The sequence below is a fragment of the Halorientalis marina genome (genome assembly GCF_023028345.1).
GTDB classification, from domain to species: Archaea; Halobacteriota; Halobacteria; order Halobacteriales; family Haloarculaceae; genus Halorientalis; species Halorientalis marina.
This window is the reverse complement of sequence record NZ_CP095487.1, coordinates 2,188,692-2,215,001: the sequence shown is the minus strand read 5'-3', so window position 1 is coordinate 2,215,001 and position 26,310 is coordinate 2,188,692. Positions and strand designations below refer to the sequence as shown.

Here is a 26,310-nt window from a genome sequence, read left to right as displayed (position 1 = left end):
TGTTCAGCCGACGAAACCGTTACTCGTCACCGTACTCGCCGAGTTCACACTCCGCGGCCGGGCCGGCGTCGCAGGCGTAGCCGAGCTGGTCCTGCGAGGTCTGGTTGACGATGTTCAGCAGCTTCTGGTCGGTCTGTTCCTCCTGGGAGGCGCCCTGCACGACCAGCACGTCGCGCTGTGCCTGGTGGTCGCACTTCCGCATGGTTTCCGAGCCGAGACCCGCGTTCTCGTACTGGACCCCTTCGAGCTGACGGATGACCTCCGGCGGGTAGAAGGTCTCCGCGCGCTCGACCGCGGCCGCGTACTGCAGGGTCTGGACGTACGCCAGCCGGGCGGCGTACGACGGCACCTTGTCGTACTCGCTCTGGAACGACTCGACGAACGTCTGCGAGACGGAGTCCTCGAGCTGCCAGTTCCAGTCGGCCGTCCCGAACACGCCCTGGATCGAGTCGCTGGCCGCCTGTGCCATCAGCCGGTTGTACAGCGGCACCACCAGTTCCATGTCCTCGTCCATGCCCTGCTCGATGGCCTGGGGCAGCGAGTTCGCCGCGTCCAGCCCGTAGTGGACGAGCAAGAGCGCGTCCACCTCGTCTCGCGGCACGTCCGAGAGGAACGACTGGTAGTCCGATGTCCCCAGCGGCGTCGCCACGGAGTCGACCTCGTTCCAGCCGGCCTCCTCCAGGAACTGCGTCATCGACGACTGGACGGTCTCGCCCCAGGTGTAGTCCGCGTACAGCTGGTAGAAGTTCAGGTCGTCCCCGTACTCCTCGGAGAGCACCGGCGCGAGCGACTGCCCGGTCATGTACGCGTTGAACATCTCACGCGTCGAGTACCGGACACACGCGCTCCCGGTCGTGTCGTTGGAGTGGGTCAGGCAGGCCTGGAACTGGACTTTCTCCTGCTGACACAGCTCCTGGACTGCAATCGCCACTGCCGACGAGGACCCGCCGGAGATCATGACCGCGTTGTCCCGGTCGATCATCCGTGAGGCGGCCTGTCGCGCCGTGTCCGGGTCCGTCGCGGTGTCACCCTCGACGGACTCGACGGTCTTGTCCAGTACGCCGTTCCCCGACAGGTCCGACCAGCTGTCGACCCAGCCACCGCCGTTGTTCAGGTGTTTCTGCGCGAGGTTGTACCCGCGAAGCTCGTCTTCCCCCTCCTGGGAGTACGACCCCGACTGGGGAACGTTGTACCCGAACGTCACCGTATCACCATCCACCGGGTAGTTCCCCAGTGGGGGGTACTCGCTGCCGCCGCCGCCGCCGGAACAACCGGCCAGTCCCGTGAGACCAGCCACACCTGCGGCACCGGCTCCTTTCAGTAGCGTACGCCTGTCCACACGTTTGCCATCCCGTGTCATGTCCACTGGAATAGATAGACCTATCCCGTATAACCGTGCGTGCTAAATATTTACAATTGTCCGTCCCGCGCAGCGACTCGATGGCTCTCCGAACGACACACGAAGCGGTCGAATCGACCGCCAATTCCCTCGAAGGAACTATTTGGGTTAATATTTTAGAACCGGCACCGCAGTAGCCACGCGGTGAAAAAACGGGTGTGCTGGGGCGCGGCGCTCTCAGTCGTTGCTGACTTTGCTCTGGATTTCGCTGACGATATCCGGGTTCCGAAGCGTGCTGGTGTTCCCGAGTTCCTCACCGTTGGCGATGTTCTCGAGCAGGCGGCGCATGATCTTGCCGGAGCGCGTCTTGGGCAGGTCCTCGGTGAAGACGACCTCCTCTGGCCGCGCGATAGGGCCAATGGCGTCCTCGACGCCTTCGATGATGCGCTCGCGGAGGTCCTCGCCGCCCTCGTAGCCGTCCTCCGTGATGACGTATGCGTAGACGGCCTCGCCCTTGATGTCGTGTTTGCCGCCGACGATGGCGGCCTCGGCGACACCCTCGACGCCGACGACGGCCGATTCGAGTTCCATCGTCCCGAGGCGGTGGCCGGAAACGTTGATGACGTCGTCCACGCGCCCGAGGACGGTGATGTATCCGTCCTCGTCGATCTTCGCGCCGTCCTCGGGGAAGTAGACCCACTCGTCCTCGTCCGGGTCGGAGTACTCCTGCCAGTACTCCTCGATGAACCGCTCGTCGTTCTTGTACAGCGTCCGGAGCATTCCGGGCCAGGGCTTGTCGACGACGAGGTAGCCCGCCTCACCGGGGTCGACCTCGTCCCCGTTCCCGTCGACGACTTTGGCGCTGACGCCGGGCAGGGCTGGGCCGGCGGAACCGGGTTTCATCTCCGCGACACCGGGGATGGTCGTGACCATCATGCCGCCGGTTTCGGTCTGCCACCAGGTGTCGACGACGGGACACTCCTCGTTCCCGATGTGGGTGTAGTACCACTTCCAGGCGCGGGGATTGATCGGTTCACCGACCGTCCCGAGCAGGCGGAGACTGGACAGATCGTGTTTCTCGGGGTACTCCTCGCCCCACTTCATGAACGCCCGAATCGCCGTCGGCGCAGTGTACAGCTGGGTCACGTCGTAGTCGTCGACGATCTGCCAGAGGCGGTCCTTCTCCGGGTAGTCAGGGGTCCCCTCGTACATCACGGAGGTCGTGCCGAGCGCGAGAGGGCCGTAGACGATGTAGGAGTGGCCGGTGATCCAGCCGATGTCCGCCGAACACCAGTAGGTGTCCTCCGGCTTGATATCCAGGACGGACTGAGAGGTCCAGGAGACCCACGAGAGGTAGCCGCCGGTGGTGTGTTTGACGCCTTTCGGCTCGCCGGTCGTTCCCGAGGTGTACATCAGGAAGAGCATGTCCTCGGCGTCGCGGGTGACCGGTTCGACGGACGCGCCGGCCTGGGCCTCGACGAGGTCGTCCCAGTCGTGCTGGCTATCGCCGAGGTCGTGGTCGAGGTCGTCACCGAGGCGGTCGACGACGACCGTGGTCACGTCCTGTTCCACGTCTTCTAGGCCCTCGTCGGCCTTGTTCTTGTGGTTCAGCGGGTCGCCGCGGCGGTAGTAGCCGTCGCAGGTGACGAGATACTCCGAATCGGCGGAGTTCATCCGGGTGGCGAGGGCGTCGGCGGAGAAGCCGGCGAAGACGACCGAGTGGGGCGCGCCGATGCGGGCGCAGGCGAGCATCGCAATCGGGAGTTCCGGGATCATCGGCATATACATCGTGACGACGTCGTCCTCCTCGACGCCCATCTCCCGGAGGGCCGCGGCGAACTCGTTGACCTCGTCGTGGAGTTCCTGGTAGGTGTACGACCGTGTCTCCCCGAGTTCGCCGATCCACTCGATAGCGGTTTCGTCGCCTCGTTCGTCGAGGTGCCGGTCCAGGCAGTTGGCCGACGCGTTCAGTTTGCCGTCCGTGAACCACTCGTAGAACGGCTCGTCGCTGTCGTCAAGCACCTGATCGTACTCCTCTTCCCAGGTGAGCAGGTCCGCGGCCTGCTCCCAGCACTCGGGCCAGTTCTCCTCGAACTCCTCGTAGATGTCCTCGTCGGCCACGTTCGCCTGCTCGACGAACGACGCTGGTGGGTCGAAACTCTCACCCTCTGCCAGCCGCGCCTCGAGTTCTACCTCGGACTCGCCTTGGTCTGACATGTGCGGGTCTAGCATCACGAACGTCGCTGTTAAGAGGCGGTTCTAATTATCACAAGTCCACGGACAAAGCCAGGTCGACCGGCCGACGGCAGCCGGTTTCCTTCAAGGGAATGGCGGGTGACCGCGGCCCGCTCAGTCGTCGGCCCACGGCGTCTCGTCGCCGAGCAACTGCTGGTCTTGCTCCTCGAAGAACGTCACCAGCAGTTTCTGGAGCCCCCGCCGGAGGTGGTTGTGGAGCGTCGGCGAGGTGATCCCCATCGAGTCGGCGAGTTCCTCGGCAGTGCTCCCGCGGGGCCACTCGAAGTAGCCCGCGTGGTGGGCCGCCTGGATGACCGCGGCCTGCTTCTCGGTGAGCGCGTTCTGGAGCGACGAGCGGAACGCCGCGCCCGTCTCGACGGATTTCTCGCGTTCGCGTTTCGTCAGCAGTTCGGTGTCCGGGAACGCGTCGGTCAGCGTGTAGACGGTCTCGCGCACGTCGGCGTCGGAGGGCATCGCCCCCACGAACGTCTGGACGCCGTCCTCGACGGTCATCTCCCGGACGGTCCCGCCCTGCTCGGTCAGACACTTCGACACCTCGCTGTCGGTGACGACGAACTCCAGCAACGCCTCGTCGCCGTAGTCACGGACGAGACGCACGTCCGCGATGCAGTCCCGGTCGTCGGCCCACTGGCGGACCGCCTCGTCGTCCGCGTCCTCGAGAACGACGAAGTACAGCAGTGACCCCTCCTCGCCGGGGACGACGCCTTCGAGCGTGAACGTACAGCCGAGTTCCTGAGAGGCGGCGACGAAAAACGAGGCATCGTCGGTGCTCTTGAACTCCAGTTCGACGACCGTGTCGGCGAGCAGGAGCTTTCGCCGTTCCGCGGCGGTCAGCGCCCCGCCGATCCGCTTGCCGAGGTCTTCGAGGAGGTCACACTCGCGGTCGCCGAACGCCTCCGGATCCGCCGCTCCGACGCTCACGACGCCGTACGTCGTGTCACCGTCCGTGACGGGGACGACGGCCGCGGCCCGGTATCCTTCCTCCCGGGCGTGGTCGGCCCACGTCTCGAACTCGGGGTCGTCGGTCACTTCGGTGGTCGCGACGACGGACTCCGTTTCGAGCGCGGTCGTCACCGCCCCCGACGCCGTGGCGAAGCGGTCGACCGCCGCGTCGTCGATACCGGCCCGCGCACATGTGTGGAGTTCCTGCCCCGAGCGCTTCCCCGCCACCGCGAACTCGTAGGCCTCGCCGTCGGCGAGGCGCTGACAGGACCGCTGTTCGATCTCCTCGCGCATCGACGACTCGACCAGTTCCTCGCCGACGGCCCGATACCGGTCGAGGACCGCGTCGAAGCGCGCGTCGACGGTGCGTTTCCCGTCGTCCAGCGGCCGTTCCCCGGCGACGGCGACGTACCGGCGCGTCCCGTCCTGGCTGGTGATGGGTGCGATAGTCTGGTGGACCCGGTACTCCTCGCCGCCGTCGCGGACTGCGGTCACGTCGTGCTCGGAGACCTCCCCGTCTTCGAGGTCCTCCCAGCAGGTCGTCGGGTCCCCCTCGTCGCCGCCGACGAGGGCCTGTGGGGAGCGGCCGATAGCGTCACCGGCGGCGTACCCCGTCATCTCCTCGAAGCGGCGGTTGACGTACTCGATGACGCCCTCGTCGTCGGTGATGTAGACGGCGTGACCACACCCCTCGATAGCCGTCGCGAGCGCTCGCCGGTCGAGTCCGTGGCCGCCTCGTGCCGAGAGGCTGGTTCCCTCGAAGGCCGCGATTATATCGTTCCGGTCCGGATCGGACAGGTACGGTTCCAGGCTCGCGAGCCGTTCCCAACCGCCGACGAGCTGGACGACTTTCGGGTGGACGCCTTCTTCGTCGAGCAACTGTCGCGCGAAATAGCGGCGTAGACTCCGCGAGGAGACCGTCTCGAAGCGTTCGTTCCCGGTCCGGTCGGCCGTGCGGGTGACGATCTCCGAGACGAGCATCTGGATACGCCGCGGCGTGACCGGGAGCACTCGCTCGTCGTCGGCGATGTCCTCCGCCTGGACGTACTTTCGCAGGTCGTTCTCCACGTCGTCGGGCAGGTACGCCCGGCGGTCGGTGCCGCCGTCTTCGCTCGGCACGTCGACGAAGTGGTGAAACCGTCCGCCCCGTTCGTGTGTCGTCACGTCCGCCGGACGGAGACGCGTCATCTCCGCCGGTCGCAACCCAACCTCCGCTCCCAGCCGCAGGACCAGTTCCTGCCGGTACGTCTCGACACCCATCCTGAGCTGGCGGTAGTGTCGATCCGTCAGCCTGAGTGCCGCGTCGTCGGCCGCCTCCTCGAGGAGCATGGTTTCGTTCCCGTACACACATACGAAACTTCAATCTATCGCCACTGTACTGATCGACTCCTGATAGAACCAGTCTGGACCGCACATCAGCGGGCGGATGTGAATCACTATCAGTGGCTTCTCGTCCGCTACCGTTTCGAGGAAATATCGCAAACCGAAATCGACTCAGCGCTCGCTATCGATCGCGGATTCGAGTTCGCCGACCACCTCGGGGTTGCGGAGGGCGCTCGTGTCACCGAGATCGTCCCCACGGGTGACGGACGCCAGCATCCGGCGCATGATTTTCCCGGAGCGCGTCTTGGGCAGGTCCGGCGTGAACACGATGATATCGGGCGCGGCGAGCGGACTCACCTGCTCGGAGACGGCCTCGATCACGTCCTCCCTGAGTTCCTCGCCGTACCCCTCGGCCGTACTGACGTACGCGTACACCGTCGCCGCACCCCGCCCATCCGATTCCTCCGGCCCGCTGACCACAGCCGCCTCGGTGACGCCCTCCGTGTCCGTGATGGCCGTCTCGATGTCGGCCGTCCCGAACAGGTGGCCGGAGACGTCGATGAGGTCGTCTACACGACCCAACACCGTGATGTAGCCGTTCTCGTCGACCGTACCGGCGTCTTCGGAAAAGTACACCCAGTCGAAGCCCTCGAGCGAGGGATATCCCTCGTTTCGCTCGACGAACCAGCCCTCGTTCTCGACCATCGACAGCGGCATCCCGGGCCAGGGCCTGTCGACGACGAGGTAGCCCGCCTCGTTCGAGGATATGGGTTCACCGGTCCCGTCGACGACTTTGGCGCTGACGCCGGGCAGCGGTGGCCCGGCGGAACCGGGTTTCATCTCCGCGACGCCCGGGAGCGTCGTGACCATCATGCCGCCGGTTTCGGTCTGCCACCAGGTGTCGACGACGGGACACTCTCCGTTTCCGATGTGTTCGTGGTACCACCTCCAGGCGCGGGGATTGATCGGTTCACCGACCGTCCCGAGCAGGCGGAGACTGGACAGATCGTGTTTCTCGGGGTACTCCTCGCCCCACTTCATAAACGCCCGGATGGCAGTGGGGGCGGTGTAAAACACGTCGACTGCGTTGCGCTCGATGAGTTCCCAGACGCGGTCCTTCTCCGGGTAGTCGGGGGTCCCCTCATACATCACGGAGGTCGTGCCGAGCGCGAGGGGGCCGTAGACGATGTAGGAGTGGCCGGTGATCCAGCCGATGTCCGCCGAACACCAGTAGGTGTCCTCCGGCTTGATATCCAGGACGGACTGTGCCGTCCACGCGACGTGCGAGAGATAGCCACCCGTCGTGTGACGCACGCCAGTCGGCTCGCCCGTCGTGCCGGACGTGTAGATGAGGAACAGTTCGTCGTTCGCGTCGCGAGGGACCGGTTCCACCGTCGCGTTGCGGTGGCGCGCTATCAGGTCACTGTAATCGTACTCGCTGTCACCCAGCGGGGTCCCGTCCCCGAGCCGTTCCACGACCACTGCGGCAGCGACGTCGTGATCGAGCTTCAGTCGCGCGTTGTCGGCTTTGCTCTTCTGGTGGACCGGCGTCCCGCGGCGGTAGTAGCCGTCGCAGGTGACGAGATACTCCGAGTCGGCGGAGTTCATTCGAGTGGCGAGGGCGTCGGCGGAGAAGCCGGCGAAGACGACCGAGTGGGGCGCGCCGATGCGGGCGCAGGCGAGCATCGCAATCGGGAGTTCCGGGATCATCGGCATGTACAACGTGACGACGTCGTCTTCCTCGACGCCCAGTTCCCGGAGGGACGCGGCGAACTCCTCGACTTCGCGTTTGAGCGCGAGATAGGTGTACGAGCGGGTTCCGTTCTGTCGCCCGGACCACTTGATAGCCACCTTGTTTTTCCGTCCGGCCTCGACGTGGCGGTCGAGACAGTTCACCGATGCGTTCAATTGCCCACCCTCGAACCAGCGGCGCGTCTCGCCGTCCCGTGCGAGCACCTGCTCGTAGTCCGACTCCCAGTCGAGGAGGTCGCCCGCTCGCGCCCAGCACTCGGGCCAGTTCTCCTCGAACTCCTCGTAGATATCCTCGTCGGCCACGTTCGCCTGCTCGACGAACGACGCCGGCGGACTGACGGGAGCGCTGGCTGGCGGGTGGTTCTCCAGCTGCGACTCGTGGTCCGGGGCCATTCGATTCGAAGCTACAGTGGTCCTCGGTTAAACGTTCCCTCTAGTTACTGGGAATACCTGACACAGTGTTTTAGACCGTCGCCGCCCAGGGACGGCTGTGGAGAACGTCACCGACCGCCAGTCCAACCCCTTCGGGATGTCACCCCCTTGCGAGCGGTTCGTCCCGGGCTACGGCGACGCCAACGCCCACTTCCACGTCGTCGGCGACCACCCGACCGTCCACGGCGGCATCCGATCCGGCGTTCCGTTCACAGACACGGATGTCGGAGAGCGGCTCCAGCGCGCACTCGCTGCCGGGGGTCTGCTGTCCGACACCGGTACACCGCCCGTCGTCGACCGGACGTTCCTCTCGTACCTCTGCCTGTGCGTTCCCGACGGAACCGAACCGACCGCCACCGAGTACGCGGAGACCGAGCCGTTCTTCGACGCCGAACTACGTGCCATCACCGCCCACGTGCTCCTGCCGGTCGGGGACCGTCCCATCCAGCACGTCCTCGAAACGTACACCGCTCGTCGCCCACCGGCGACCCCCGGAGACCTGCACGCGACCGAACTCCAGGGTAGCGGCTTCCTCGTCGTCCCTATCGACGACCCGTCGGATTGGACCCGTGAGGACGAACTGACTCTCGTGGACACCCTTCAGGACGTGCAGTCGTCAGACTACCGCCGTGAGGCCGACCTCGGGCGGTTCACTGCCGACGACACTCCCTACTTCGTCCGATAACGGACCGCCGCTCCCCGCACCCCGTCCTGTCGTCGAACCGAACGTTTATAACCAACACCGCGGCAACCTCGGCGTGGGAAATGACAGACAGTGTGGGGATTGGACTTCTGATTTCGATGGTCGCAATGGGTCTTACGACCTCGGCGGTGTCGATGGCGGCGGCGACACCGCGGTCTGAGGCTGTGACAACGGGAGGGAACCAGCCTCCGTTGGCGGACGCGGGTCTCGATCAGCAGGTCGAGTACGGCGCGACGGTCAGGCTCGACGCGACCGGATCGCGCGACCCCGACGGCGACGTGAGAGCCTACGAGTGGCGCATAGAGCGGCCCAACGGGACGACGGTCGAACCGGACTGTCGGTCCTGTGGGCGGACCAGTTTCCGACCGCGGGCGGTCGGCACCTACGAGGTGACGGTAACAGTCACCGACGACGACGGGGTGAGTCGGTCGGACACGCTCTACGTCGAAGTCGACGGTGGGACCGGCCCGTCGGTGTCGCTGTCGGGACCGCAGGACCCGCCGACCGCGACGGACCAGCTGTACACGGCTCGGGTCGAAGCGGGGACCGTGCCCATCGACCAGCTGACCTGGATCGTCGACGGCGAAACCGTCGCCGAGACGACCGCAACAGCCGGCAACGAATCACGGACATTCCGATTCGGGGACACCTCTGAGACGGTCGTGACGGTCCGCGTGACCGACAGGGCAAACCAGACCGCCACGGCCAACCGAACCATCGAACCACGCCTGAACCGCGGGGTTCGGCCCTCGCGCGTCGGGGACGACGGCCCACCGCCGGTCGGTACATACATTCCGGCGAAAGACGTCTGGATTCGCAGCGGCGCTATCGAAACCGAAGAAGAGGCCATCGCGTTCGCTATCGAAGGGAGTCAGGCTCTTGACGAGAGCGAAAAAGGTGGATACCACGTTGATCGGAGCTTGGATGAAGGGGATGGAGGAAGTAGCGACGGTGATGATGGTGGTGGGGGCAATAATTTAAATCGGCAAGCATCATCTAAAAATGAGAATAATAATTATAATAGTATTAATTCAGTAATAGACAAAGCAAAAAGTGTGTTAGAAAATGAATAGAGTCCACTTCTCGGTAGCCGTCTGCATACTGATGATAATCTCTGGTTGTAGCGGGTCACAACTTCCTGAAAAGACATCAGAACAGCAGATCCAACCGGAAACAGCAACCGTCGGAACCACTACTACTGCTACTACTACCTCAACATCAGTAACTGACCAGTCTACGTCAACACCGAACAGAGAGAACAATGGTTCGGTAAAAGACACCAACGATTCCGACGATTACACACAACAATTCTACAACATCATAACAAATGATTCTGCTCGTCTCAGTCAATTAAATAATCCATACGAGCCTGGTCGTTATGACAGAGTTGATATCAATATCACCGAGGTCCGAATCCGAGAAGTCCCGCCTGACGATCAAAATATTCTCATTGTGTCCCAGAATCTGGAAAATTTGTCTACCCAACCTCTCAGGAATAGTCTAGGTAAGATCAGTATCGCTTTTGCAACAGTCCTGAAACGGGAGGCAGTCTATAACGAAGGAGACTGGAATATTTCTCAGGTACGAGTACTTACCCGGTATAATGAATCTCTGTTGTTCAAACATCGTATTGAATATAATTGGGCCGGTGCCTGGGTATTTCAGTTGAAAGACTGGACCACTAGCGGCTATGTACGAGGTTCCGTAGGTACTTCATCAGCTGTTCACCGTCCAAACGAAGGTACATTCTCCTCTCCATATGCTGAAACCCTTGAGTCCAACCTCGAGGTAGAGACCATTGACACCAACATCACTGGCGTCCACGTCAACCAGTCGGGGAGACAAGTGTTTCTCACCTACACGACGACGACGCCCCCGACGGACACGCATCTGTACGATCATATGGACGAGTATCACTTGATACTCGACGAATACGGGAAACTCGCTGCCGACGAGGACTTCGGCTCGCGCAATTGGACGAGACTATCCATCGAGGAGGTCTACGAAACGCCGAACGGGACGTACGATACACGGCGGATGTACACTGTCAACTCCACCTACGCGGAGCGGGTCTACAACGACGAGGTGACGAGACCGGAGATCGCGCAGTATCTTATCGATAACGCAACGCTCGAGCAGGACGCCTACTACGAGTAACTCAGACTTCTTCTGCTGGAACCCCGGCGACCGTCGTCTCAGGGTCGACGTCCTCGGTCACGAGCGAGTTCGCGGCGACCTGTGCACCCTCGCCGATCTCGACGCCGGGGAGGACGATTGCGCCGGCGCCGATCATGGCTCGCTCGCGGACGACGACCTCGCCGGTGCGGTACTCGTCCTGGAGGAACTCGTGACAGAGGATCGTGGCGTTGTAGCCGACGATGACGTGATCCTCGACGGTAATGAGTTCGGGCCAGAACACGTCGGGCGTCGATTCGAGGCCCCAGGAGACGCCCTCGCCGACGGTGATCCCGATGCGGCGGAGGAGCCAACTGGTGAGCCAGAGACTGGGGGAGTGCCGAGCCAGGACGATAACGACGTAGTTGAGATACACCTGGAGGGGATTGCGAGCGTCGAGCCAGTGCCGGAGGGAGTTCCGTGGTCCGGGTGTCGCGTGGGCCGTGACTCGCTCGTGTCGCTCCGGAGCCTCGTCGTCTGTCACGTCCCGTGATTCACCGCCGGGTGTCTTGAAACCAACCGAAAACGGGGCTGCTCACTCGCGAAGTTCGGCCATGTGGTCGATCCGCTGCTGGACGAGGTCGGGCTTGCCGATGTCGTGGCGAACACGGAGTCCTTCCGTGCCGGCGCGCTGGAGCGCGTCCTCGGCGATTTCTTCGGCTTCCGTGATGGAACCGGCAACGCCGACGACGGCGTAGGAGCGGGAGGTGGTGGTGTAGATGCCGTCGTCGCGCTCGTCGACGCTGGCGTAAAAGAGGAGCGCGTCGCCGGCCGAATCCTCGTCGATGGTGACTTTCGCACCGGCGTCGGGGTCGGTTGGGTAGCCGTCGGGGACGGCGTACTTACAGACCGTGGCCTGCTTCCGGAAACTGAGTTTGGGGAGGTCGTCGCCGTCGCGAGCTGCGGTGACGACGTCGAGGAAGTCGGTGGTGAGAACCGGGAGCGTGTTCATGGCTTCGGGGTCCCCGAAGCGGGCGTTGAACTCGACGACCTTGATGCCGTCTGCGGTGAGCATGAACTGACCGTAGAGAACGCCCTTGTAGCCGTCGAGAGCGTCGACGACGGCCTCCATGATGTCGACGGCGTCGGTGTACTCCTCGCGGACCATGAACGGGAGCTCGAGGCTGGCGTCGCTGTAACTGCCCATGCCGCCGGTGTTGGGCCCGACGTCGCCCTCGTAGGCACGTTTGTGGTCCTGCACGGCCGGCGTGACCCGTAGTTGTCCGTTCGCGACGAACCCCTGGATCGTGAACTCCTCCCCGACGAGTCGCTCTTCGAGGACGACGCGGTCGTAGCCGGACTCGCGGATGTACTCCTTGGCTTCCGCGGCGGTGACCTGGTCGCCGATGACGCGGACGCCCTTGCCCCCGGTCAGGCCGGCGGGCTTGACCGCGAGGTCGCCGTCGTACTCGTCGATGTACTCGCAGGCGGCTTCGGTGTCCCGGAACTCCTCGAAGTCGGGGCAGCCGGGGATGTCGTGCTCGGCCATGAACCGTCGCTGAAAGCCCTTATCCGTCTCGATGCGGGCCTCTTCGGCCTGTGGACCGAACGTGTAGATGCCCGCGTCGTCGAGGGCGTCGGCGACGCCGGCTTCGAGGGCGGCCTCGGGGCCGATGACCGCGAGCGTGGCGCCGACATCCTCGGCGAAGGAGACGACGGCGGGGGGCGTGGTGGTATCCAGCGTCTCGAACGCCTCGGCGAGGTCGGCGATCCCCGGGTTCCGGTTCCCGGCGCAGGCGTAGAGGTCGGCGGCCGAGTCGGCGAGTGCGCGAGCGATGGCGTGCTCCCGACCGCCGCCGCCCACGAGCAGCACGGATTCTGTCATATCGGAAACGCTGACACCCGTGTCACGTAAGCGTTGCCATCAGTGGCCGCGAGTGGCCCGAAATCGCTGTTCCCGTGTTTTAGTAGCCTCGTCACGTAGGCCGGGGTATGAGCGACACAGCGGCTGACCGCAACCGCCTCGACGAGGAGGAAAGCCCCTACCTCCGCCAGCACGCCGACAACCCCGTCAACTGGCAGCCATGGGACGAACGAGCCCTCGACGCCGCGGCGGAACGGGACGTGCCCATCTTCCTCTCCGTCGGCTATTCGGCCTGTCACTGGTGTCACGTGATGGAAGAGGAGAGCTTCGAGGACGAGGGAATCGCCCGGACGCTCAACGAACACTTCGTCCCCATCAAGGTCGACCGCGAGGAACGACCCGACCTCGACAGCATCTATCAGACCATCTGCCAGATGACCAGCGGGCAGGGGGGATGGCCTCTCTCGGTCTGGCTCACGCCCGAGGGGAAGCCCTTCTTCGTCGGCACCTACTTCCCGAAGGAACCCCGCCGCGGGATGCCGGGCTTCGGCGATCTGCTCGAACGCATCCGCGACTCCTGGGAGAACGACCGCGAGGAACTCGAAGGCCGTGCCGAGAAGTGGACCGACGCGGTCCGTGGCGAACTCGAGGAAACGCCCGAGCCGGCCGACGAGACGCCTGGCGGTGACACGCTGGAGACGGCTGCGAAAGCCGCCCTCCGCGGCGCCGACCGCGAGCACGGCGGCTGGGGCCGCGGCCAGAAGTTCCCTCAGACCGGCCGCGTGCACATCCTCCTCCGCGCGTGCGAACACTCCGGGCGCGAGGAGTACCGCGACGTTGCCAGGGAAGCCATCGACGCGATGGTCGACGGCGGCCTCTACGACCACGTGGGCGGCGGTTTCCACCGCTACTGCACGGACCGCGACTGGACCGTCCCGCACTTCGAGAAGATGCTCTACGACAACGCCGAAATCACGCGGGCGGTCCTCGCGGGCTACCAGCTGTTCGGGACGGAGCGATACGCCGACGTTGCCCACGAGACCTTCGCGTTCGTCGAGCGAGAACTGACCCACCCCGACGGTGGGTTCTTCAGCACGCTCGACGCCCAGAGCGAGGGCGAGGAAGGGAAGTTCTACGTCTGGACGCCCGCGGAAGTTCGGGACGCGGTCGAGGACGAACTGACCGCCGACATCGTCTGTGACCGCTTCGGAATCACCGAAGCGGGTAATTTCGAGGGGAAGACGGTCTTGACCGCCGGTGCCTCCGTGACCGACCTCGCGGATGCCTACGACCTCCCCGAGGTCGACATCGAGGACCACATCGACCGGGGCAAAGAAGCCCTGTTCGAGGCCCGGAGCGACCGCGTCAGGCCAGGCCGGGACGAAAAGGTCCTCGCCGGCTGGAACGGCCTGCTGATCTCCGCGTTCGCCGAAGGCGCGCTCGTCCTCGGCGACGACGACCTGAGCGAGACGGGTAGAGCCGCGCTCGACTTCTGCCGCGACCAGCTCTGGGACGCGGACGAGAAACGCCTCTCTCGGCGGTACAAGGACGGCGAGGTGAAAATCGACGGCTACCTGGAGGACTACGCCTTCCTCGGTCGGGGGGCACTCGACCTCTACCAGGCGACCGGCGACGTGGACCACCTCGCGTTCGCGCTCGACGTCGCACGTGCCATCGAGGAGGCCTTCTGGGACGACGAGGCCGGCACGCTCTACTTCACGCCCGAGGGTGGCGAGGAACTCGTCGCGCGGCCGCAGGAACTCAACGACCAGTCGACACCGTCCAGCGCGGGCGTGGCCGCCGAACTCCTGCTCGAACTCGACCACTTCCTGCCCCGGTCGGGCTTCGCGGACGTGGCCGAGGGCGTCCTCCGGACCCACGGCAGCGCCATCGAGGGGAACCCCCTCCAGCACGCCTCACTCGCGCTCGCGGCCGAGGGCTTCGCGAGCGGGCAAACCGAACTCACGGTCGCCGCGGACACGCTCCCCGCGGACTGGCGAGCGCGCATCGGCGAGACGTACCTCCCCGGTCGGCTGCTGACGGTCCGCCCGCCCACCGAGGACGGGCTTGACGACTGGCTCGATACCCTGGGGCTGGACGAGGCACCGCCGATCTGGGCCGACCGCGAGGCACGTGACGGAGAGCCGACTGTCTACGCCTGTCGGAACTTCGCCTGTTCGCCGCCAACCCACGACATCGACGACGCACTGGACTGGTTCGCGGACGGTGGAGCCGCCGGAGAGTAGCTGCGGCGCGTTCGACGCTCAGGCCTCGGCTTCGAGGTCCGCCAGCCGCTCCGCGAGGTAGACCGCGATGGGCTGGGATTCCTCCTCGACGAATCGCGCCACTTCCTCGCCGTCTTGCTCGACGACGACGGTCGGGATGTACTCGATACCGTACTCCTCGACGCCGGGGCCGGTCTTCGAGCCGTCCTCCTCCTTCTCGGTCGGGTAGTGCTCGATGTGGTCCTCGGGGACTTCCGCGGCCGCGAGCGCGGCTCCGAAGTCGGGGAGCTGGGCGCGACAGTCCTTGCACCAGTCGCCGCCCCAGACCTTGTAGACCAGGTCGTCGGCGTGTTCGGCGAGCGTATCGACGGTGTCTGGGTAGGATTCTTCGTCCCACACCGGATTCGGTTCCATCGTGGACAGGCGTCCCTCGTCGGTCATGGCTCGGAGTTGACGGGCCAGGGGCTTAACCGCGCCGCTTCCGTGGACGGGTCAGGCCGCCGCGCGGAGCCTGACCGTCACGACGCTCCCTTCGTCGTCGGACCGAATGTCGATGGTGCCGTCGAACGAGCCGACGATCCAGGAGACTGCCCAGAGACCCAGGCCGCTCCCGTGTTTGAGCGGTGTCGCCTCGGTGTCCTCGTCGACGACGACCCGCTCTTGCTCCGGGATGCCGGGTCCGTCGTCCGCGACCGTAATCTCGTACCAGTCGCCGCGGTCCGTGTCCTCCTCGTCGATGCGCACCGTCACCGTCGGCGGCCCGTCGCTGTGGACGATGCCGTTCTCGACGAGGTGTTCGACGGCGAGTGCAAGCGATTCGCCGGCCTCGACGGGCGCCCGCTCCGGGAGGTCGAGCCGGAGGTCCGCGTCGGGATGGGCCTCGTGCACGGAGTCGACCACGTCGGTCACGACTGCGACGGCGTCGACCGACGGGACCTCGCCGCGGTCCCGTTCCAGCGCCGACTGGATGCGCCGGACCTCCTCGCTGATGTCGAGGAGGTCCCGCCCGGACACAGCCACGTCGTCGGCCATCCGCGCGTTCTCGGGGTCGTCGTATTCGGTTCGGAACTCGTCGGCGAGCGCGTCGGCGGCCGCGATCATCACGCCGAGGTCGTTGCGGAGGTTGTGTCTGAGGACGCGGTCGAGGACCGCCAGGCGCTCGCGGCGCTGCTCGCGTTCGGTGACGTCCCGCAGGATACCGGTGATGCCCCGGAGGTCACCGTCCGCGTCGAGCATCGCCGTGAAGTGGTTCTCGGCGGGGAAGCGCCGCCCGTCGGTCGTCACGCCCGTACACTCCACGACCGCCTTGTCGCCCGTGTCGTACCGGTCCGAGAGGAGCCGCCTCGTCGCCCGTTCGAGGCGGTCCTCGTCCTCCGCGGCGACGAACGACGAGAAGTGTGGCCGCTCGCGCGCGACCGTCTCCGCGTCGAGGCCGAACTGGGAGAGACACGCCGCGTTGTGGAGGTCGAGGCGACCCTCGGCGTCCAGCGCGAACACCGCGTCCGGGACGGTCTGGACCAGCGTCTCGTAGCGTTCGAGTTCCTCGATACGCTCCTTGCGCTCCGTGATGTCGCGCACGACGCCGATGATCCCCTCGTACCCCCCGTCGTGGGGCCGGAGCGCGACCCGCGCCTCGCAGACGAGTCGCGGGTCGTCGTCACCCCGGAGCGCCTCGAACTCGACACGAGCCTCGTCAACGGGCGAGTCAGCCGCGAGCAGGTCCGGGACGACGCGTCTGATTTCGTCACGGAGCGTCCCGCCGAACCGCCCCTCGGCGACGAGTTCGTCGCTATCGGTCCCGATGACGTCCTCGTAGTCGAGTCCGAGCAGGGCCGCGAAGTTGTCGTTCCCGCCAACGATCACGTCGTTTCCGTCCGTCACGAACACGGCGTCCGGCACCGTCTCGACGATCGTCTCGTACTGGGCGAGTTCCCGCTCGCGCTCCTTGCGGTCCGTGATGTCGACGACGGCACCGAGCAGTGCCGGCTCGCCCTCGTACTCGATGCGGCCGCTGTGGACCTCGAACTCGAACTCCGTCCCGTCCTTCCGGCGGCCGGTCAGTTCGTACTGGATCTCGCGCTCCTCGCCCTGTTCGCGCCGGCGGATGTTCTCCGCGAGCCGGTCGTGGTCCTCGGGCGCGACGATGTCGAAGACCGAGAGTTCACTGACCATCTCGTCGGGGTCGTAGCCGAACAGGTCCGCCGCCTTCGGGTTGGCGTACTCGATGCGCTCGTTCTGGACGATGTAGATGCCAAAGAGGTTCTGCTCGACGAGTCGCCGATACCGCTGTTTCGTCCGCCGGAGGCGCTGTCGTGTCTCCGTCCGCTCCGTGATGTCCCGGACGACGGCGACGGTCCCCCGGAACGGGACCCCGTCGTCCGGCGGTAACAGCGCCAGATGCGTCTCCGTGGGAATCGACTCCCCGTCGGCCGTCCGGAGCGTGACCTCGACGGTCCCCGTCGCCCGGTCGTCGTCGAGCAGGCCGGCGGTCGGCCTGCCCGCGCCGGTGGCGTCGTCCTCGACGAGGACGGACACGTCCTCGCCGACGAGGGCCGCCGGGTCGTACCCGGTCAACGCCTCGATGGCGTCGTTGACGAACCTGATGGTCCCGTCCGTGCCGAAGACGAAGACCGGGTCCGGGAGCCGTTCGACCAGGTCGCGGTACTCGAACTGGCCCGTCGTCCCCATCGGGGACTCGGCGCCGACTCCGGTGTCGGACGCGAACGGGTCGTGCTCCCCGGTGGCGACGACTCCACGGACGGCCCGTTCGAGCGCCTGCATCGGCTCCGCCGCCGTCGTGAGACAGCACACGTCGGTCACACCCGCGTCGAACGCGCTCGCAGGGACACACTCGTCCGGGCCCGCTGCGAGGTGGAGGACCGGCACGTCGCCGCTCCTCCCTCGAAGCCGCTCGATGAACTCGCTGGCACCGTCCGCGAAGGCCGTCCCGTTCACGAGACAGTCGAGCGCCGACGCGTCGTCCGCCAGCGCGGCCGCTGGCGTCTCGTGGAAGACGACCTGCGCCTCGGGGAGGGCGTCGTCCAATCGCCGAGCACAGTCGCGTGGCGTCAGGTCGGCCGGCACTGCGAAGCCGGTGCCGACGAATCCGACCACCGCACCCACCATACACGAGGGTTCCCGACCCAGCGGTTAAACCTAGTCGAAGTGTGAATCGGTGAGTCGCGGGTCCGCGGGCGCTACGCTCGTGTCTGCCCGTCACCGGCCACGGCACGGCCTGCCGGAGGCGGCGGGCACTTGTACCGGGCCGGCCAACGCGGGCGTAATGCACGGGAGCGTTCTGGAGACCGTCGGCTCGCCGCTCGTTCAGGTGAAGTCGCCGCCCGGCGCGACGGTCGCCGCGAAAATCGAGTCGAAGAACCCCGGCGGCTCCGCCAAGGACCGCCCGGCGCTTTCGATGATCGAAGCGGCCGAGCGGGCCGGCGATATCGAGCCCGGGGACCACCTCGTCGAACCCACAAGCGGCAACACCGGTATCGGCCTCTCGCTCGTCGCCGCCGCGAAGGGCTACGACATCACCATCGTCATGCCCGCCTCGAAGTCACAGGAGCGCCGCGACCTGATGAAGGCCTACGGCGCCGACCTCGAACTCGTCGAGGGGGAGATGGCGGACGCCCGCGCCGTCGCGGACCGCCTCGAAGCCGAGGAAGGGATGTACCAGCTCCGCCAGTTCGAGAACGACGCCAACCCCGACGCCCACTACCGCACCACCGGCGTCGAAATCCTCGACCAGATCGGCGACCGGGAACCCGACGCCTTCGTCGCCGGCGTCGGCACCGGCGGCACCATCACCGGCACGGCCCGCAGACTGCTCGAGGAGTTCCCCGATATGGAGGTCGTCGCCGTCGAACCCGAGACCAACGCCGTCCTCTCGACCGGCGAGTCCGGGTCCGACGACTTCCAGGGGATGGGGCCCGGCTTCGTCTCCGACATCCTCGACACAGACCTCATCGACAGCGTCGAGACTGTCGGCATCGACGCGGCCGAGGCCGAGTGTCGCCGCCTCGCCCGCGAGGAAGGTATCCTGGTCGGCCAGTCCAGCGGCGGGACGAACCTCGTGGCCCGCCGCGTGGCCGAACGGCTGGCCGACGAGTCCGCGGACTGCCCGCCATCGCCCGACACGTCACCGCCCGCGTCCGGTATCGTCGTGGACGGCGACGAGCCGGTCGACCCCGGGGACGAGGCGTTCGCCGACTGCCCGCTCGTCGTGACCGTCTTCTGGGACTCCGGCGAGCGCTACATGTCGACCGGGATGTTCGACGGGTGAGCCCGCTCTTGTTACTGCCGACACAGGCAGTACGTTCTTTGTCGTTCGACCGGAGGCACTGATATGCCGATGATGTCCTCCGAGGATTTCACGGTCCACGACGATGGCTGCGAGGCAGCCGCCGACGGAATGCCCATCTCGGACCTCCCCGACGAAGTCACCGCCATCGACGACCTCGACTGCGAGTGCTGGGCGGAGTACGACTCCCTCGCCGAGATCGAGTGACTACCGCTGGCGTTCCCCGCCGAACTCCTCTTCCGTCACCCGGACGGTCAGCGTGTCGGTGACCGGTCGGAGGTCGTACTCCGGGAGGCTCCGACCCGTGCGCGTCACGTACATCGGTTCGACGAGTTCCGGGGGTGCGTCCTCGCCCGCCCCCTCACCGTCGACCTCGCTCTCCTCACCGTCCTCGCCTTCGCTCCCGTCGTCGTCGGCCCCGTTCTCTTCGTCGACGACCCCGTAGAGCTTCAGGAAGCGGTCGGTCTCCTCCGGGTCGACGGCGTCGTCGCGGAGGCCCGTGGCGACGGCGCGGGAGAGCCACTCCGTCTCGCTGACGCTTTCCTCGCGGACGAAGGCGTCACGGGCGAAGCGAACGAGATACCAGTTCAGGTCGTTCAGGAGGGCAACGGCACTGCCCAGGCTCACCGTCTCGACGGCCACCGTGTTCTCGTACGGTTCTCGCAGGTCGTAGGTCGCGAGGGCGTCGCGGGCGGTCTCCCGGGAGAGCAGTTCGTACCGCAGATTCACCTCGGGGTCGCCGACGAGACAGACCTGCGCCATGTCCGGGTTCACAGGCCCGCGAGTGATAGCGGTTTCGCTCGTCCGCGCCGGTCAGAAGGTCCTGATCTCGCCGTGGATCGCCCGCTCGGTGACGCTCGTCACGTCCGCGAGTTCGCGGTCGACGATCCGGGTCACGTCGCCCTCGATGTCGGCCACCGAGACGCCGTCCTCGGTGACGAGGTGGGCGTCGGCGACGTGGGGTTCGTCGATGGGCCGCCCGATCTGACTGAGCAGGCGAATCTGGAGGTCACGAATCCCGTCGACCTCGTCGACGACCGTCTCGGCGATGTCCGTCGAGAGCAGATTGTAGATCTTCCCGATGTGGTTGACCGCGTTCTTCCCCGAGGTCGCTTCCATGCTCATCGGCCGGTTCGGCGTGATGAGGCCGTTCGCGCGGTTGCCGCGGCCGACCGACCCGTCGTCGCCCTGTTCGGCGGAGGTGCCGGTCGTCGTGAGATAGATCGCGCCGTCCTCGTGGTCGTCGGCGGTGTTGACGTCGACGCTCACCGCGCGGTCCGTGTACTCGCGGGCGAGGTCCGAGACGTACTCGCGGACACCCTCGACGGCCGCCCGGTACTCGTCCATGCCGGCGACGTGCTCGTCGACCATCGCCGCGGCGACGGTCACATCGATGTGGTCGTCCTCGCGTTTGCCCATGACCTTCACGTCCGGGCCGACCTCTGGGTTGTCCGCCGCGTACTCGGTGTTCAGGCTGCGCTCGGTCCGGAAGACGATCTCCTCGGTTTCGGTCAGCGGCGCGTGTCCGACGCCGAAACTCGTGTCGTTCGCCATCGGAACGGTCCCCTCCTCGCCGAACACGTCCCTCAGATCGCCGCTTCCCTCGCCGAGTTTCACGTCCACGACGACGTCCTTGCCCACGTCGAGCCGTGGGAGGGTCTCGTTCAGGTACTCGCGGGCGGCCTCCAGCGCGATGGTCTCGGCCGGGATTCTCTCGCCCTCGTACTCCTTGGTGGCGCGCCCGACGATGAGGAGATAGATCGGTTCGAGCACTTCGCCGCCACCGAACGCCGGCGCGGCGGTCCCGGCGACCAACTGCGTCTCGTCGGTGTTGTAGTGGAGAGGCTTGCCGAAGCGCTCGAGGTACTCCTGTGCGAGCGCGCGGGCGACCGACTCCGCCACGCCGTCACAGATCGAATCGGGGTGGCCGATCCCCTTCCGCTCGACGATCTCTACCTCCTGGTCCTCTACTGCGAGCCGATTCGTCGGCTCGACGCGAATGTTCCGGTCCGTCATTACTCGACCCCTTGGGAGGTGGGCGTTCTATAACTTCCGGAAATTTCACGCCACACAGGATTACTCTGAGGTATCGAGCAGGAGTCCCAGGTAGGAGGTCCTGATGCCGTCGTCGGGGTCGAGACCGAGCGAACGCAGGAGGTCGGCGGCGTCGTCGCGGCGGTCCGGGACGGCGCTTTCGGTTTCGACCTCGGCATCGACCTCGACGAACTCGCCGAGCCCGTCGATGGTGTCGAGCGTGACGGTGAACCCCTGAAGCGAGAAGCGTTCCCGTTCTTTTTCGACGGTCGCGGCCGGGGCGAACCCGACGGATTCGAGGATAGCGCGCACGTCGTCGCCGTTCTCGACGCCGGCCTCGATCTCCTCGCGGGTCTTGGACTCCGAATCGACGAGCGGCCCCTTGTAGGTCAGCTGCGCGTCCGTCTCCCCCTCGCCGGTCGCGTCGGCGGTTCGTGACTCCCGGCGGATCCGCAGCGCCTCGTCCGTCTCGGCGAAGTCCCGGTGTGGGGCGTCGAAGTACGTATCGACCTGCGTGACGCGCCCGAGCGAGGTGGCGTCCGCGTCGGCCAGTCGTTCGCGAACGTCGTCGTGGGCCGCACGGACCTTGATCTCGACCTCGTACATACCCTCTGATAGACCTTTTCCCGGCCTAAAACCGGTGGTTTCGGCCGCGCTTCGCGGGTCGTGACCGGTTGCCACTCCCCGCGGTGAAACGTTGTCCTTATACCGTCAACGACTGTCCATCCGGGTATGAGTGACGAAGCCGAGGCCGACGAGGCCAGCGAACCGGCCGATGACGTCGCGGAGAGCGACGAGGGAGCGGACACCGAACAGGACGTCGACGCCGAAACGGAGACCGAAGAGGAGACCGGACTCCAGACCGGCGACTTCATCGAGCTCGACTACACCGCAAAGACCGTCGAGGACGGCATGCTCGTCGACACGACCCACCAGGAGGTCGCCGAAGAGGAGGGCATCGACGACGAGGAGCGCGAGTTCGAACCCCGGACCATCGTGCTCGGCGAGGGCTTCATCTTCGACGCCGTCGAGGACGATATCGTCGGCAAGGAAGTCGGTGACACCGGAACCGTCCAGATCGCCGCCGAAGAGGCGTTCGGCGAGTTCGACGAGGACCAGGTCCGGACCGTCAGCGCCAACAAGATCGACGAGGACGACCGCTACCCTGGCGCACAGGTGCAGATCGACGGCGACCAAGGCCGCGTCGAGACCATCGTCGGCGGCCGCGCTCGCGTGGACTTCAATCACCCGCTGGCCGGCGAGGACGTCGAGTACGAGTACGAGATCGCCGGCACCGTCGACGACCAGCTCGAGCGCGCACAGGGCCTGTTCCAGATGTACCTCGACATGGACCTGGAGATGTGGGTCCAGACCGACACCGTCGAGGAGGAACAGCTGATCCAGCCCGACGAGGACGAACTCGAAGAGGGCGAGGAGCCCGAACCCGAGACCGAAACGGTCGAGGAGGACAAGGAGACGCTGTACATAGAGGCGACGCCGCAACTGACGATGAACCAGCAGTGGATGTTCCAGAAACAGCAGATCGCCCAGCAGGTCATGGACCTGCTCGACATCGACCGCGTCATCATCCAGGAGACCATCGACGGTGGCGGTATGGGCGGCATGATGGGCGGCATGGGCGGCATGATGGGCGGCATGGGCGGCGGCGAGGAAGACATCGAGGAGGCCCTCGAAGACGCCGACGTCGACGCCGACGAGATCGTCGAGGAGATCGAAGGCGCCGCCGAAGAAGCGAACGAGTAACGTAGTCGCGCTGTTTTCGCGGCTTCTGCGGTCGCGGTCTTTTGACGAGCACCAGCATCCGAGCGAGCGACCGCAGGGAGCGAGCGCGGTTCACCGGACGCGAGGCTTCGCCGAGCGTCCGGCAGTTTTTGTACTAAATTTTTGCGAGTAGTGCGGGACCGGAGGTCCCGCATACCGTGCGAACGGGCGCTTCGCGCCCGTGAGCAGACGTGGTTCCCGCAGGCGCTCGAAGAGCGCCGAGGAAACCCGCCGAAGTAGAAATTTAGTAGTTACGCGATGTCGCGGCTGGTGTCGATGGACACCTCTTCGACGAGGTCGAGCTTGATGACGTCGCTGGGCGCGCGCCCGCCGCGGAACTTCGGGATCGCGAGCCTGTTCTCGACGTCGTCACCGGCGACGGTAGTGTCCAGCTGGAACACCACGTCGGCGAAGTGCTCGGTGGCGTCGCGCAGACGCGGAATCTGGTGACCGGTGAGACAGTGCAGCACGGCCAGTGACCCGGTGTTGAAGATGTGGTTCTGCATCTCGTTCATGAAGTTCCGGAACCGCGACGGCGGCTCCTGTGTCTCCAGGACGTTCACCGGATCGATGATGAGATTGGAGGTTTCGGGGAGGGCGGAGACCAACTTGCCGGCGTTGTCAAGCGGTGCCTCGCCCGGAACGTGTCGGACCGTGGGATCGCCGGTCTCGGTGGGGGAGTTGGTGATGCTGTCGGTGACCGCCTCCTCGGAGCGGTCGAGCGAGAGGTAGAGGGTGCCACGCGTCGCTGTCAGTTCGTACAGAAACAACTCCGCCTGGCTCGCCGGGTCAGCACACAGCGCGACTGTACTCCCGGCCGGGATACCCCCGTTGAGCTTCCTGTCGAGGACGTCGATCCCGGTCCGGAGCCGATTCTCCATGCCAATGAGAAGCAAGCAGACCGAGCGGATTAAATATTCCGTTTGTTGATCTTTTTTGCGACCCGGTCGTACGCTGAGCGAACGATTCCGGCGGTCAACGGCCGAGCAGGACCCGGGGGAACCCGGCCCAGAAGGGGACACTCGAACGCCGAGCGCGCGGCGAACGGGGCTCCCGGCGACTCGGGCGCGCCGCGAGCGCACACGAAGACGACTCCGATCGGCGGCGCGCCGAGCGACCGCGCCATCGCGGCCGTTTTGACCGTATCCAGCACACACTGTCTGGTTTGCGTCGTGACGAGGAGCGTTCTGTCTGCGACTCGCAGCGGTACTGCCGCGTCGCGCGCGGCCCCGGCCGGACAGTCGACGATCGCGTGTCCGGGCCACCCCCGGAGCCTGGTCAGCGCACTCGGGAGGTCGGTCTCGTCGATTCCCGCCGCGGGCGCGGCACTGACGCCGTCCAGTCGCGTCCGGTGGGTCGCGGTTTCGAGCGACTGCCCGCGCGCGATGGCGCGCAAACCGGGCTCGGTGGGGACGTCCGCGACGACGTGGACGTCCGGCATTTCGATGTCGGCGTCCGCCACGAGCGGCGTGTCGCCGTTCCGTGCCATCGCGTGCGCGAGTCCGATTGCTGTCGTGGTCTTCCCGCACCCTCCTTTGCCTCCGGCGATGGCGAGCATGGCGGCTCTGGTCCCGGGTTCCATCAAAAAGGTTGGCCCGCCGCTCGCGCATCCGATGGCGCTCGTTGCACTCGCGCCATCCGGCTCACGGGTCGCTCCGTTCACCGCTCGCCAGCCGTTGCACCTCGCTGCGCACGGAGCAACCGGCTCACGGGTCGCTCCGCTCCCCGTTCGCACAAACGATGGCACTCGTTGCACTCGCGCCATCCGGGTCGGGACATTCAAGGGGGTTCGGGTCGCGGTTCCCGACAATGCGGCACGACCACATCATCAGCGCGAAACAGCTCTCCCGGGCTGATATCGCGTCCGTACTGGACCGCGCTGCCGAGATCGACGAGGATCCCGGTGCGGTCGCGGACCGCCACAGCGGGAAACTGCTCGGCACGCTCTTTTTCGAACCGAGCACGCGCACGAAGATGAGTTTCACTGCGGCGATGAAGCGGCTGGGCGGCGATATCGTCGACATGGGGCCGGTCGACCAGTCCAGCGTCAAGAAAGGGGAGAGCCTCGCCGACACCGTCCGGGTCGTCGAGGGATACGCCGACGCGCTCGTGATGCGCCACCCCCTGGAGGGCTCGGCGAAGATGGCTAGCGAGTTCGTCGACGTCCCCCTCATCAACGCCGGTGACGGGGCGGGTCAACACCCGACACAGACCCTGCTCGACCTCTACACCATCCGCGAGTCGGCGGGCTTCGACGACCTCACGGTTGGCATCATGGGCGACCTGAAGTACGGGCGGACGGTCCACTCGATGGCGCACGCGCTGACGAACTTCGACGCACAGCAGCATTTCGTCAGCCCGGAGAGCCTCAAACTCCCGCGGGGCGTCCGCTACGACCTCCACGAGGCGGGCGCGTCGATGCGGGAACACACGGACCTGAACGAGGTATTGGACACCCTCGACGTGCTCTACGTGACGCGTATCCAGCGCGAGCGCTTCCCCGACGAGAACGAGTACCGCGAGGTCGCGGGCCAGTACCAGATCGACGCCGACACGCTGGCGGCGGCCAAAGACGACCTCGTGGTAATGCACCCGCTCCCCCGCGTCGACGAGATCGCGCCCGACGTCGACGAGACCGACCACGCACACTACTTCCAGCAGGCCCACAACGGCGTGCCGGTGCGGATGGCTCTGCTCGATCTGATCCTGGAGGACTCGACATGAACGGCGACGAAGAACTCCGCGTCAGCAAGATCAAAAGCGGTACCGTCATCGACCACATCACCGGCGGGCAGGCGCTGAACGTCCTGGCGATTCTTGACATCGACGGCAACAACGGCGAAACAGTCAGCGTCGGCATGAACGTTCCCAGCGACCGTCTCGGGCGGAAAGACATCGTCAAGGTCGAGGGTCGGGAGCTGAGTCAGGACGAGGTGGACGTGCTCTCGCTCATCGCGCCCGCGGCGACGATCAACATCGTCCGCGATTTCGACGTGATCGACAAGTCCCGCGTCGAGCGCCCCGAGCGGGTGTTCGGCGTACTCGACTGCCCGAACCGCAACTGCGTGACCACCGAAAACGAACCCATCGATACCCACTTCGAGGTGCTCGACGACGGCGTTCGGTGTGCCTACTGCGAGACGATCATCCGCGACGACATCGCCGACCACATCCAGGTCGAGTGAGCGGTTGGGGTGCCCGCTCTTATGCGGGCGTCTGACGCCCCGGAAAGATTATAGC

22 protein-coding genes are annotated in these 26,310 nt (G+C 65.8%); 9 read left to right on the top strand and 13 right to left on the bottom strand.

The window, feature by feature from the left end:
* Positions 1-19: 19 nt before the first annotated feature.
* The 4 genes from MUG96_RS11240 to acs (MUG96_RS11225) all read right to left on the bottom strand — a co-directional run bounded on the left by MUG96_RS11240 (position 20) and on the right by acs (MUG96_RS11225) (position 8,005).
* On the bottom strand, positions 20-1,360 hold the full coding sequence (locus MUG96_RS11240) for a substrate-binding protein (protein ID WP_246982743.1): 1,341 nt from the start codon (positions 1,358-1,360) through the stop codon (positions 20-22).
* Positions 1,361-1,576: 216 nt separating this feature from the next.
* Complete coding sequence (gene acs, locus MUG96_RS11235) at positions 1,577-3,556, bottom strand: acetate--CoA ligase (RefSeq protein WP_246982741.1); 1,980 nt, start codon at positions 3,554-3,556, stop codon at positions 1,577-1,579.
* Positions 3,557-3,688: 132 nt separating this feature from the next.
* Complete coding sequence (locus MUG96_RS11230; protein ID WP_246982739.1) at positions 3,689-5,866, bottom strand: bacterio-opsin activator domain-containing protein; 2,178 nt, start codon at positions 5,864-5,866, stop codon at positions 3,689-3,691.
* A gap of 165 nt (positions 5,867-6,031) precedes the next feature.
* Complete coding sequence (gene acs, locus MUG96_RS11225) at positions 6,032-8,005, bottom strand: acetate--CoA ligase (protein ID WP_246982737.1); 1,974 nt, start codon at positions 8,003-8,005, stop codon at positions 6,032-6,034.
* 97 nt (positions 8,006-8,102) lie between these two features.
* On the opposite strand from acs (MUG96_RS11225), the gene MUG96_RS11220 reads away from it, so the two are divergent.
* From MUG96_RS11220 to MUG96_RS11210, 3 genes are all read left to right on the top strand, one after another.
* Entirely contained in the window at positions 8,103-8,729 is a 627-nt protein-coding gene (locus tag MUG96_RS11220; protein ID WP_246982736.1) for a uracil-DNA glycosylase family protein, read from the top strand.
* Between the two features lie 209 nt (positions 8,730-8,938).
* The gene (locus tag MUG96_RS24215) at positions 8,939-9,820 is read left to right on the top strand and encodes a PKD domain-containing protein (protein ID WP_308220105.1); all 882 of its coding nucleotides are present in this window, start codon (positions 8,939-8,941) and stop codon (positions 9,818-9,820) included.
* A 592-nt stretch (positions 9,821-10,412) separates the two neighbouring features.
* Entirely contained in the window at positions 10,413-10,904 is a 492-nt protein-coding gene (locus MUG96_RS11210) for a hypothetical protein (protein WP_246982733.1), read from the top strand.
* 1 nt (position 10,905) lies between these two features.
* On the opposite strand, the gene MUG96_RS11205 is transcribed toward MUG96_RS11210, so the two are convergent.
* Both MUG96_RS11205 and purD read right to left on the bottom strand, forming a co-directional pair.
* Positions 10,906-11,406 carry an acyltransferase gene (locus MUG96_RS11205; RefSeq protein ID WP_246982731.1) on the bottom strand — a complete coding sequence of 167 codons (501 nt, stop codon included), beginning with the start codon at positions 11,404-11,406 and terminating at the stop codon, positions 10,906-10,908.
* A 51-nt stretch (positions 11,407-11,457) separates the two neighbouring features.
* Positions 11,458-12,747: a phosphoribosylamine--glycine ligase gene (gene purD, locus MUG96_RS11200; RefSeq protein ID WP_246982727.1), complete on the bottom strand. Its 1,290-nt coding sequence runs from the start codon at positions 12,745-12,747 to the stop codon at positions 11,458-11,460.
* 107 nt (positions 12,748-12,854) lie between these two features.
* Here purD and MUG96_RS11195 point away from each other — a divergent pair, with 107 nt between their 5' ends.
* Entirely contained in the window at positions 12,855-14,972 is a 2,118-nt protein-coding gene (locus MUG96_RS11195) for a thioredoxin domain-containing protein (protein WP_246982726.1), read from the top strand.
* 18 nt (positions 14,973-14,990) lie between these two features.
* On the opposite strand, the gene MUG96_RS11190 is transcribed toward MUG96_RS11195, so the two are convergent.
* Positions 14,991-15,392, bottom strand: a complete 402-nt coding sequence (locus tag MUG96_RS11190; RefSeq protein WP_246982725.1) for a TlpA family protein disulfide reductase — start codon at positions 15,390-15,392, stop codon at positions 14,991-14,993.
* A 51-nt stretch (positions 15,393-15,443) separates the two neighbouring features.
* Complete coding sequence (locus MUG96_RS11185) at positions 15,444-18,077, bottom strand: PAS domain S-box protein (RefSeq protein WP_246982723.1); 2,634 nt, start codon at positions 18,075-18,077, stop codon at positions 15,444-15,446.
* Between the two features lie 157 nt (positions 18,078-18,234).
* On the opposite strand from MUG96_RS11185, the gene MUG96_RS11180 reads away from it, so the two are divergent.
* Together MUG96_RS11180 and MUG96_RS11175 are read left to right on the top strand one after the other, a co-directional pair.
* Entirely contained in the window at positions 18,235-19,236 is a 1,002-nt protein-coding gene (locus MUG96_RS11180; RefSeq protein WP_246982721.1) for a PLP-dependent cysteine synthase family protein, read from the top strand.
* Positions 19,237-19,299: 63 nt separating this feature from the next.
* The gene (locus MUG96_RS11175) at positions 19,300-19,461 is read left to right on the top strand and encodes a hypothetical protein (protein ID WP_246982719.1); all 162 of its coding nucleotides are present in this window, start codon (positions 19,300-19,302) and stop codon (positions 19,459-19,461) included.
* Here the strand turns inward: MUG96_RS11175 and MUG96_RS11170 are convergent, their stop codons facing one another.
* The 3 genes from MUG96_RS11170 to cyaB are packed head-to-tail and all read right to left on the bottom strand — an operon-like array spanning position 19,462 to position 21,894.
* Positions 19,462-20,016, bottom strand: a complete 555-nt coding sequence (locus MUG96_RS11170) for a DUF5804 family protein (RefSeq protein ID WP_246982717.1) — start codon at positions 20,014-20,016, stop codon at positions 19,462-19,464.
* Positions 20,017-20,067: 51 nt separating this feature from the next.
* Positions 20,068-21,270 (bottom strand): methionine adenosyltransferase, encoded by a 1,203-nt coding sequence (locus MUG96_RS11165; RefSeq protein ID WP_246982715.1) that lies wholly within the window; start codon positions 21,268-21,270, stop codon positions 20,068-20,070.
* Positions 21,271-21,330: 60 nt separating this feature from the next.
* Positions 21,331-21,894, bottom strand: a complete 564-nt coding sequence (gene cyaB / locus MUG96_RS11160) for a class IV adenylate cyclase (protein WP_246982713.1) — start codon at positions 21,892-21,894, stop codon at positions 21,331-21,333.
* 126 nt (positions 21,895-22,020) lie between these two features.
* On the opposite strand from cyaB, the gene MUG96_RS11155 reads away from it, so the two are divergent.
* Complete coding sequence (locus MUG96_RS11155; RefSeq protein WP_246982711.1) at positions 22,021-23,052, top strand: FKBP-type peptidyl-prolyl cis-trans isomerase; 1,032 nt, start codon at positions 22,021-22,023, stop codon at positions 23,050-23,052.
* A 269-nt stretch (positions 23,053-23,321) separates the two neighbouring features.
* On the opposite strand, the gene MUG96_RS11150 is transcribed toward MUG96_RS11155, so the two are convergent.
* Positions 23,322-23,951 carry an RAD55 family ATPase gene (locus MUG96_RS11150; protein WP_246982710.1) on the bottom strand — a complete coding sequence of 210 codons (630 nt, stop codon included), beginning with the start codon at positions 23,949-23,951 and terminating at the stop codon, positions 23,322-23,324.
* A 29-nt stretch (positions 23,952-23,980) separates the two neighbouring features.
* Complete coding sequence (locus tag MUG96_RS11145) at positions 23,981-24,628, bottom strand: MinD/ParA family ATP-binding protein (protein ID WP_246982709.1); 648 nt, start codon at positions 24,626-24,628, stop codon at positions 23,981-23,983.
* 251 nt (positions 24,629-24,879) lie between these two features.
* Here MUG96_RS11145 and pyrB point away from each other — a divergent pair, with 251 nt between their 5' ends.
* Both pyrB and pyrI read left to right on the top strand, forming a co-directional pair.
* Entirely contained in the window at positions 24,880-25,794 is a 915-nt protein-coding gene (gene pyrB, locus MUG96_RS11140; protein ID WP_246982705.1) for an aspartate carbamoyltransferase, read from the top strand.
* A complete protein-coding gene (pyrI, locus tag MUG96_RS11135) occupies positions 25,791-26,255 on the top strand; it encodes an aspartate carbamoyltransferase regulatory subunit (RefSeq protein ID WP_246982703.1) in 465 nt (154 codons plus the stop codon). The genes pyrB and pyrI overlap by 4 nt, the downstream gene beginning before the upstream one ends.
* Positions 26,256-26,310 lie beyond the last annotated feature (55 nt).

What these genes read in the sequence shown, in the direction of transcription:
- MUG96_RS11240 (WP_246982743.1), bottom strand. Translation starts at nt 1,360, where the DNA reads ATGACACGGGATGGCAAACGTGTGGACAGGCGTACGCTACTGAAAGGA.
- acs (WP_246982741.1), bottom strand. Translation starts at nt 3,556, where the DNA reads ATGTCAGACCAAGGCGAGTCCGAGGTAGAACTCGAGGCGCGGCTGGCA.
- MUG96_RS11230 (WP_246982739.1), bottom strand. Translation starts at nt 5,866, where the DNA reads ATGCTCCTCGAGGAGGCGGCCGACGACGCGGCACTCAGGCTGACGGAT.
- acs (WP_246982737.1), bottom strand. Translation starts at nt 8,005, where the DNA reads ATGGCCCCGGACCACGAGTCGCAGCTGGAGAACCACCCGCCAGCCAGC.
- purD (WP_246982727.1), bottom strand. Translation starts at nt 12,747, where the DNA reads ATGACAGAATCCGTGCTGCTCGTGGGCGGCGGCGGTCGGGAGCACGCC.
- MUG96_RS11195 (WP_246982726.1), top strand. Translation starts at nt 12,855, where the DNA reads ATGAGCGACACAGCGGCTGACCGCAACCGCCTCGACGAGGAGGAAAGC.
- MUG96_RS11190 (WP_246982725.1), bottom strand. Translation starts at nt 15,392, where the DNA reads ATGACCGACGAGGGACGCCTGTCCACGATGGAACCGAATCCGGTGTGG.
- MUG96_RS11185 (WP_246982723.1), bottom strand. Translation starts at nt 18,077, where the DNA reads ATGGTGGGTGCGGTGGTCGGATTCGTCGGCACCGGCTTCGCAGTGCCG.
- MUG96_RS11180 (WP_246982721.1), top strand. Translation starts at nt 18,235, where the DNA reads ATGCACGGGAGCGTTCTGGAGACCGTCGGCTCGCCGCTCGTTCAGGTG.
- MUG96_RS11175 (WP_246982719.1), top strand. Translation starts at nt 19,300, where the DNA reads ATGCCGATGATGTCCTCCGAGGATTTCACGGTCCACGACGATGGCTGC.
- MUG96_RS11170 (WP_246982717.1), bottom strand. Translation starts at nt 20,016, where the DNA reads ATGGCGCAGGTCTGTCTCGTCGGCGACCCCGAGGTGAATCTGCGGTAC.
- MUG96_RS11165 (WP_246982715.1), bottom strand. Translation starts at nt 21,270, where the DNA reads ATGACGGACCGGAACATTCGCGTCGAGCCGACGAATCGGCTCGCAGTA.
- cyaB (WP_246982713.1), bottom strand. Translation starts at nt 21,894, where the DNA reads ATGTACGAGGTCGAGATCAAGGTCCGTGCGGCCCACGACGACGTTCGC.
- MUG96_RS11155 (WP_246982711.1), top strand. Translation starts at nt 22,021, where the DNA reads ATGAGTGACGAAGCCGAGGCCGACGAGGCCAGCGAACCGGCCGATGAC.
- MUG96_RS11150 (WP_246982710.1), bottom strand. Translation starts at nt 23,951, where the DNA reads ATGGAGAATCGGCTCCGGACCGGGATCGACGTCCTCGACAGGAAGCTC.
- MUG96_RS11145 (WP_246982709.1), bottom strand. Translation starts at nt 24,628, where the DNA reads ATGCTCGCCATCGCCGGAGGCAAAGGAGGGTGCGGGAAGACCACGACA.
- pyrB (WP_246982705.1), top strand. Translation starts at nt 24,880, where the DNA reads ATGCGGCACGACCACATCATCAGCGCGAAACAGCTCTCCCGGGCTGAT.
- pyrI (WP_246982703.1), top strand. Translation starts at nt 25,791, where the DNA reads ATGAACGGCGACGAAGAACTCCGCGTCAGCAAGATCAAAAGCGGTACC.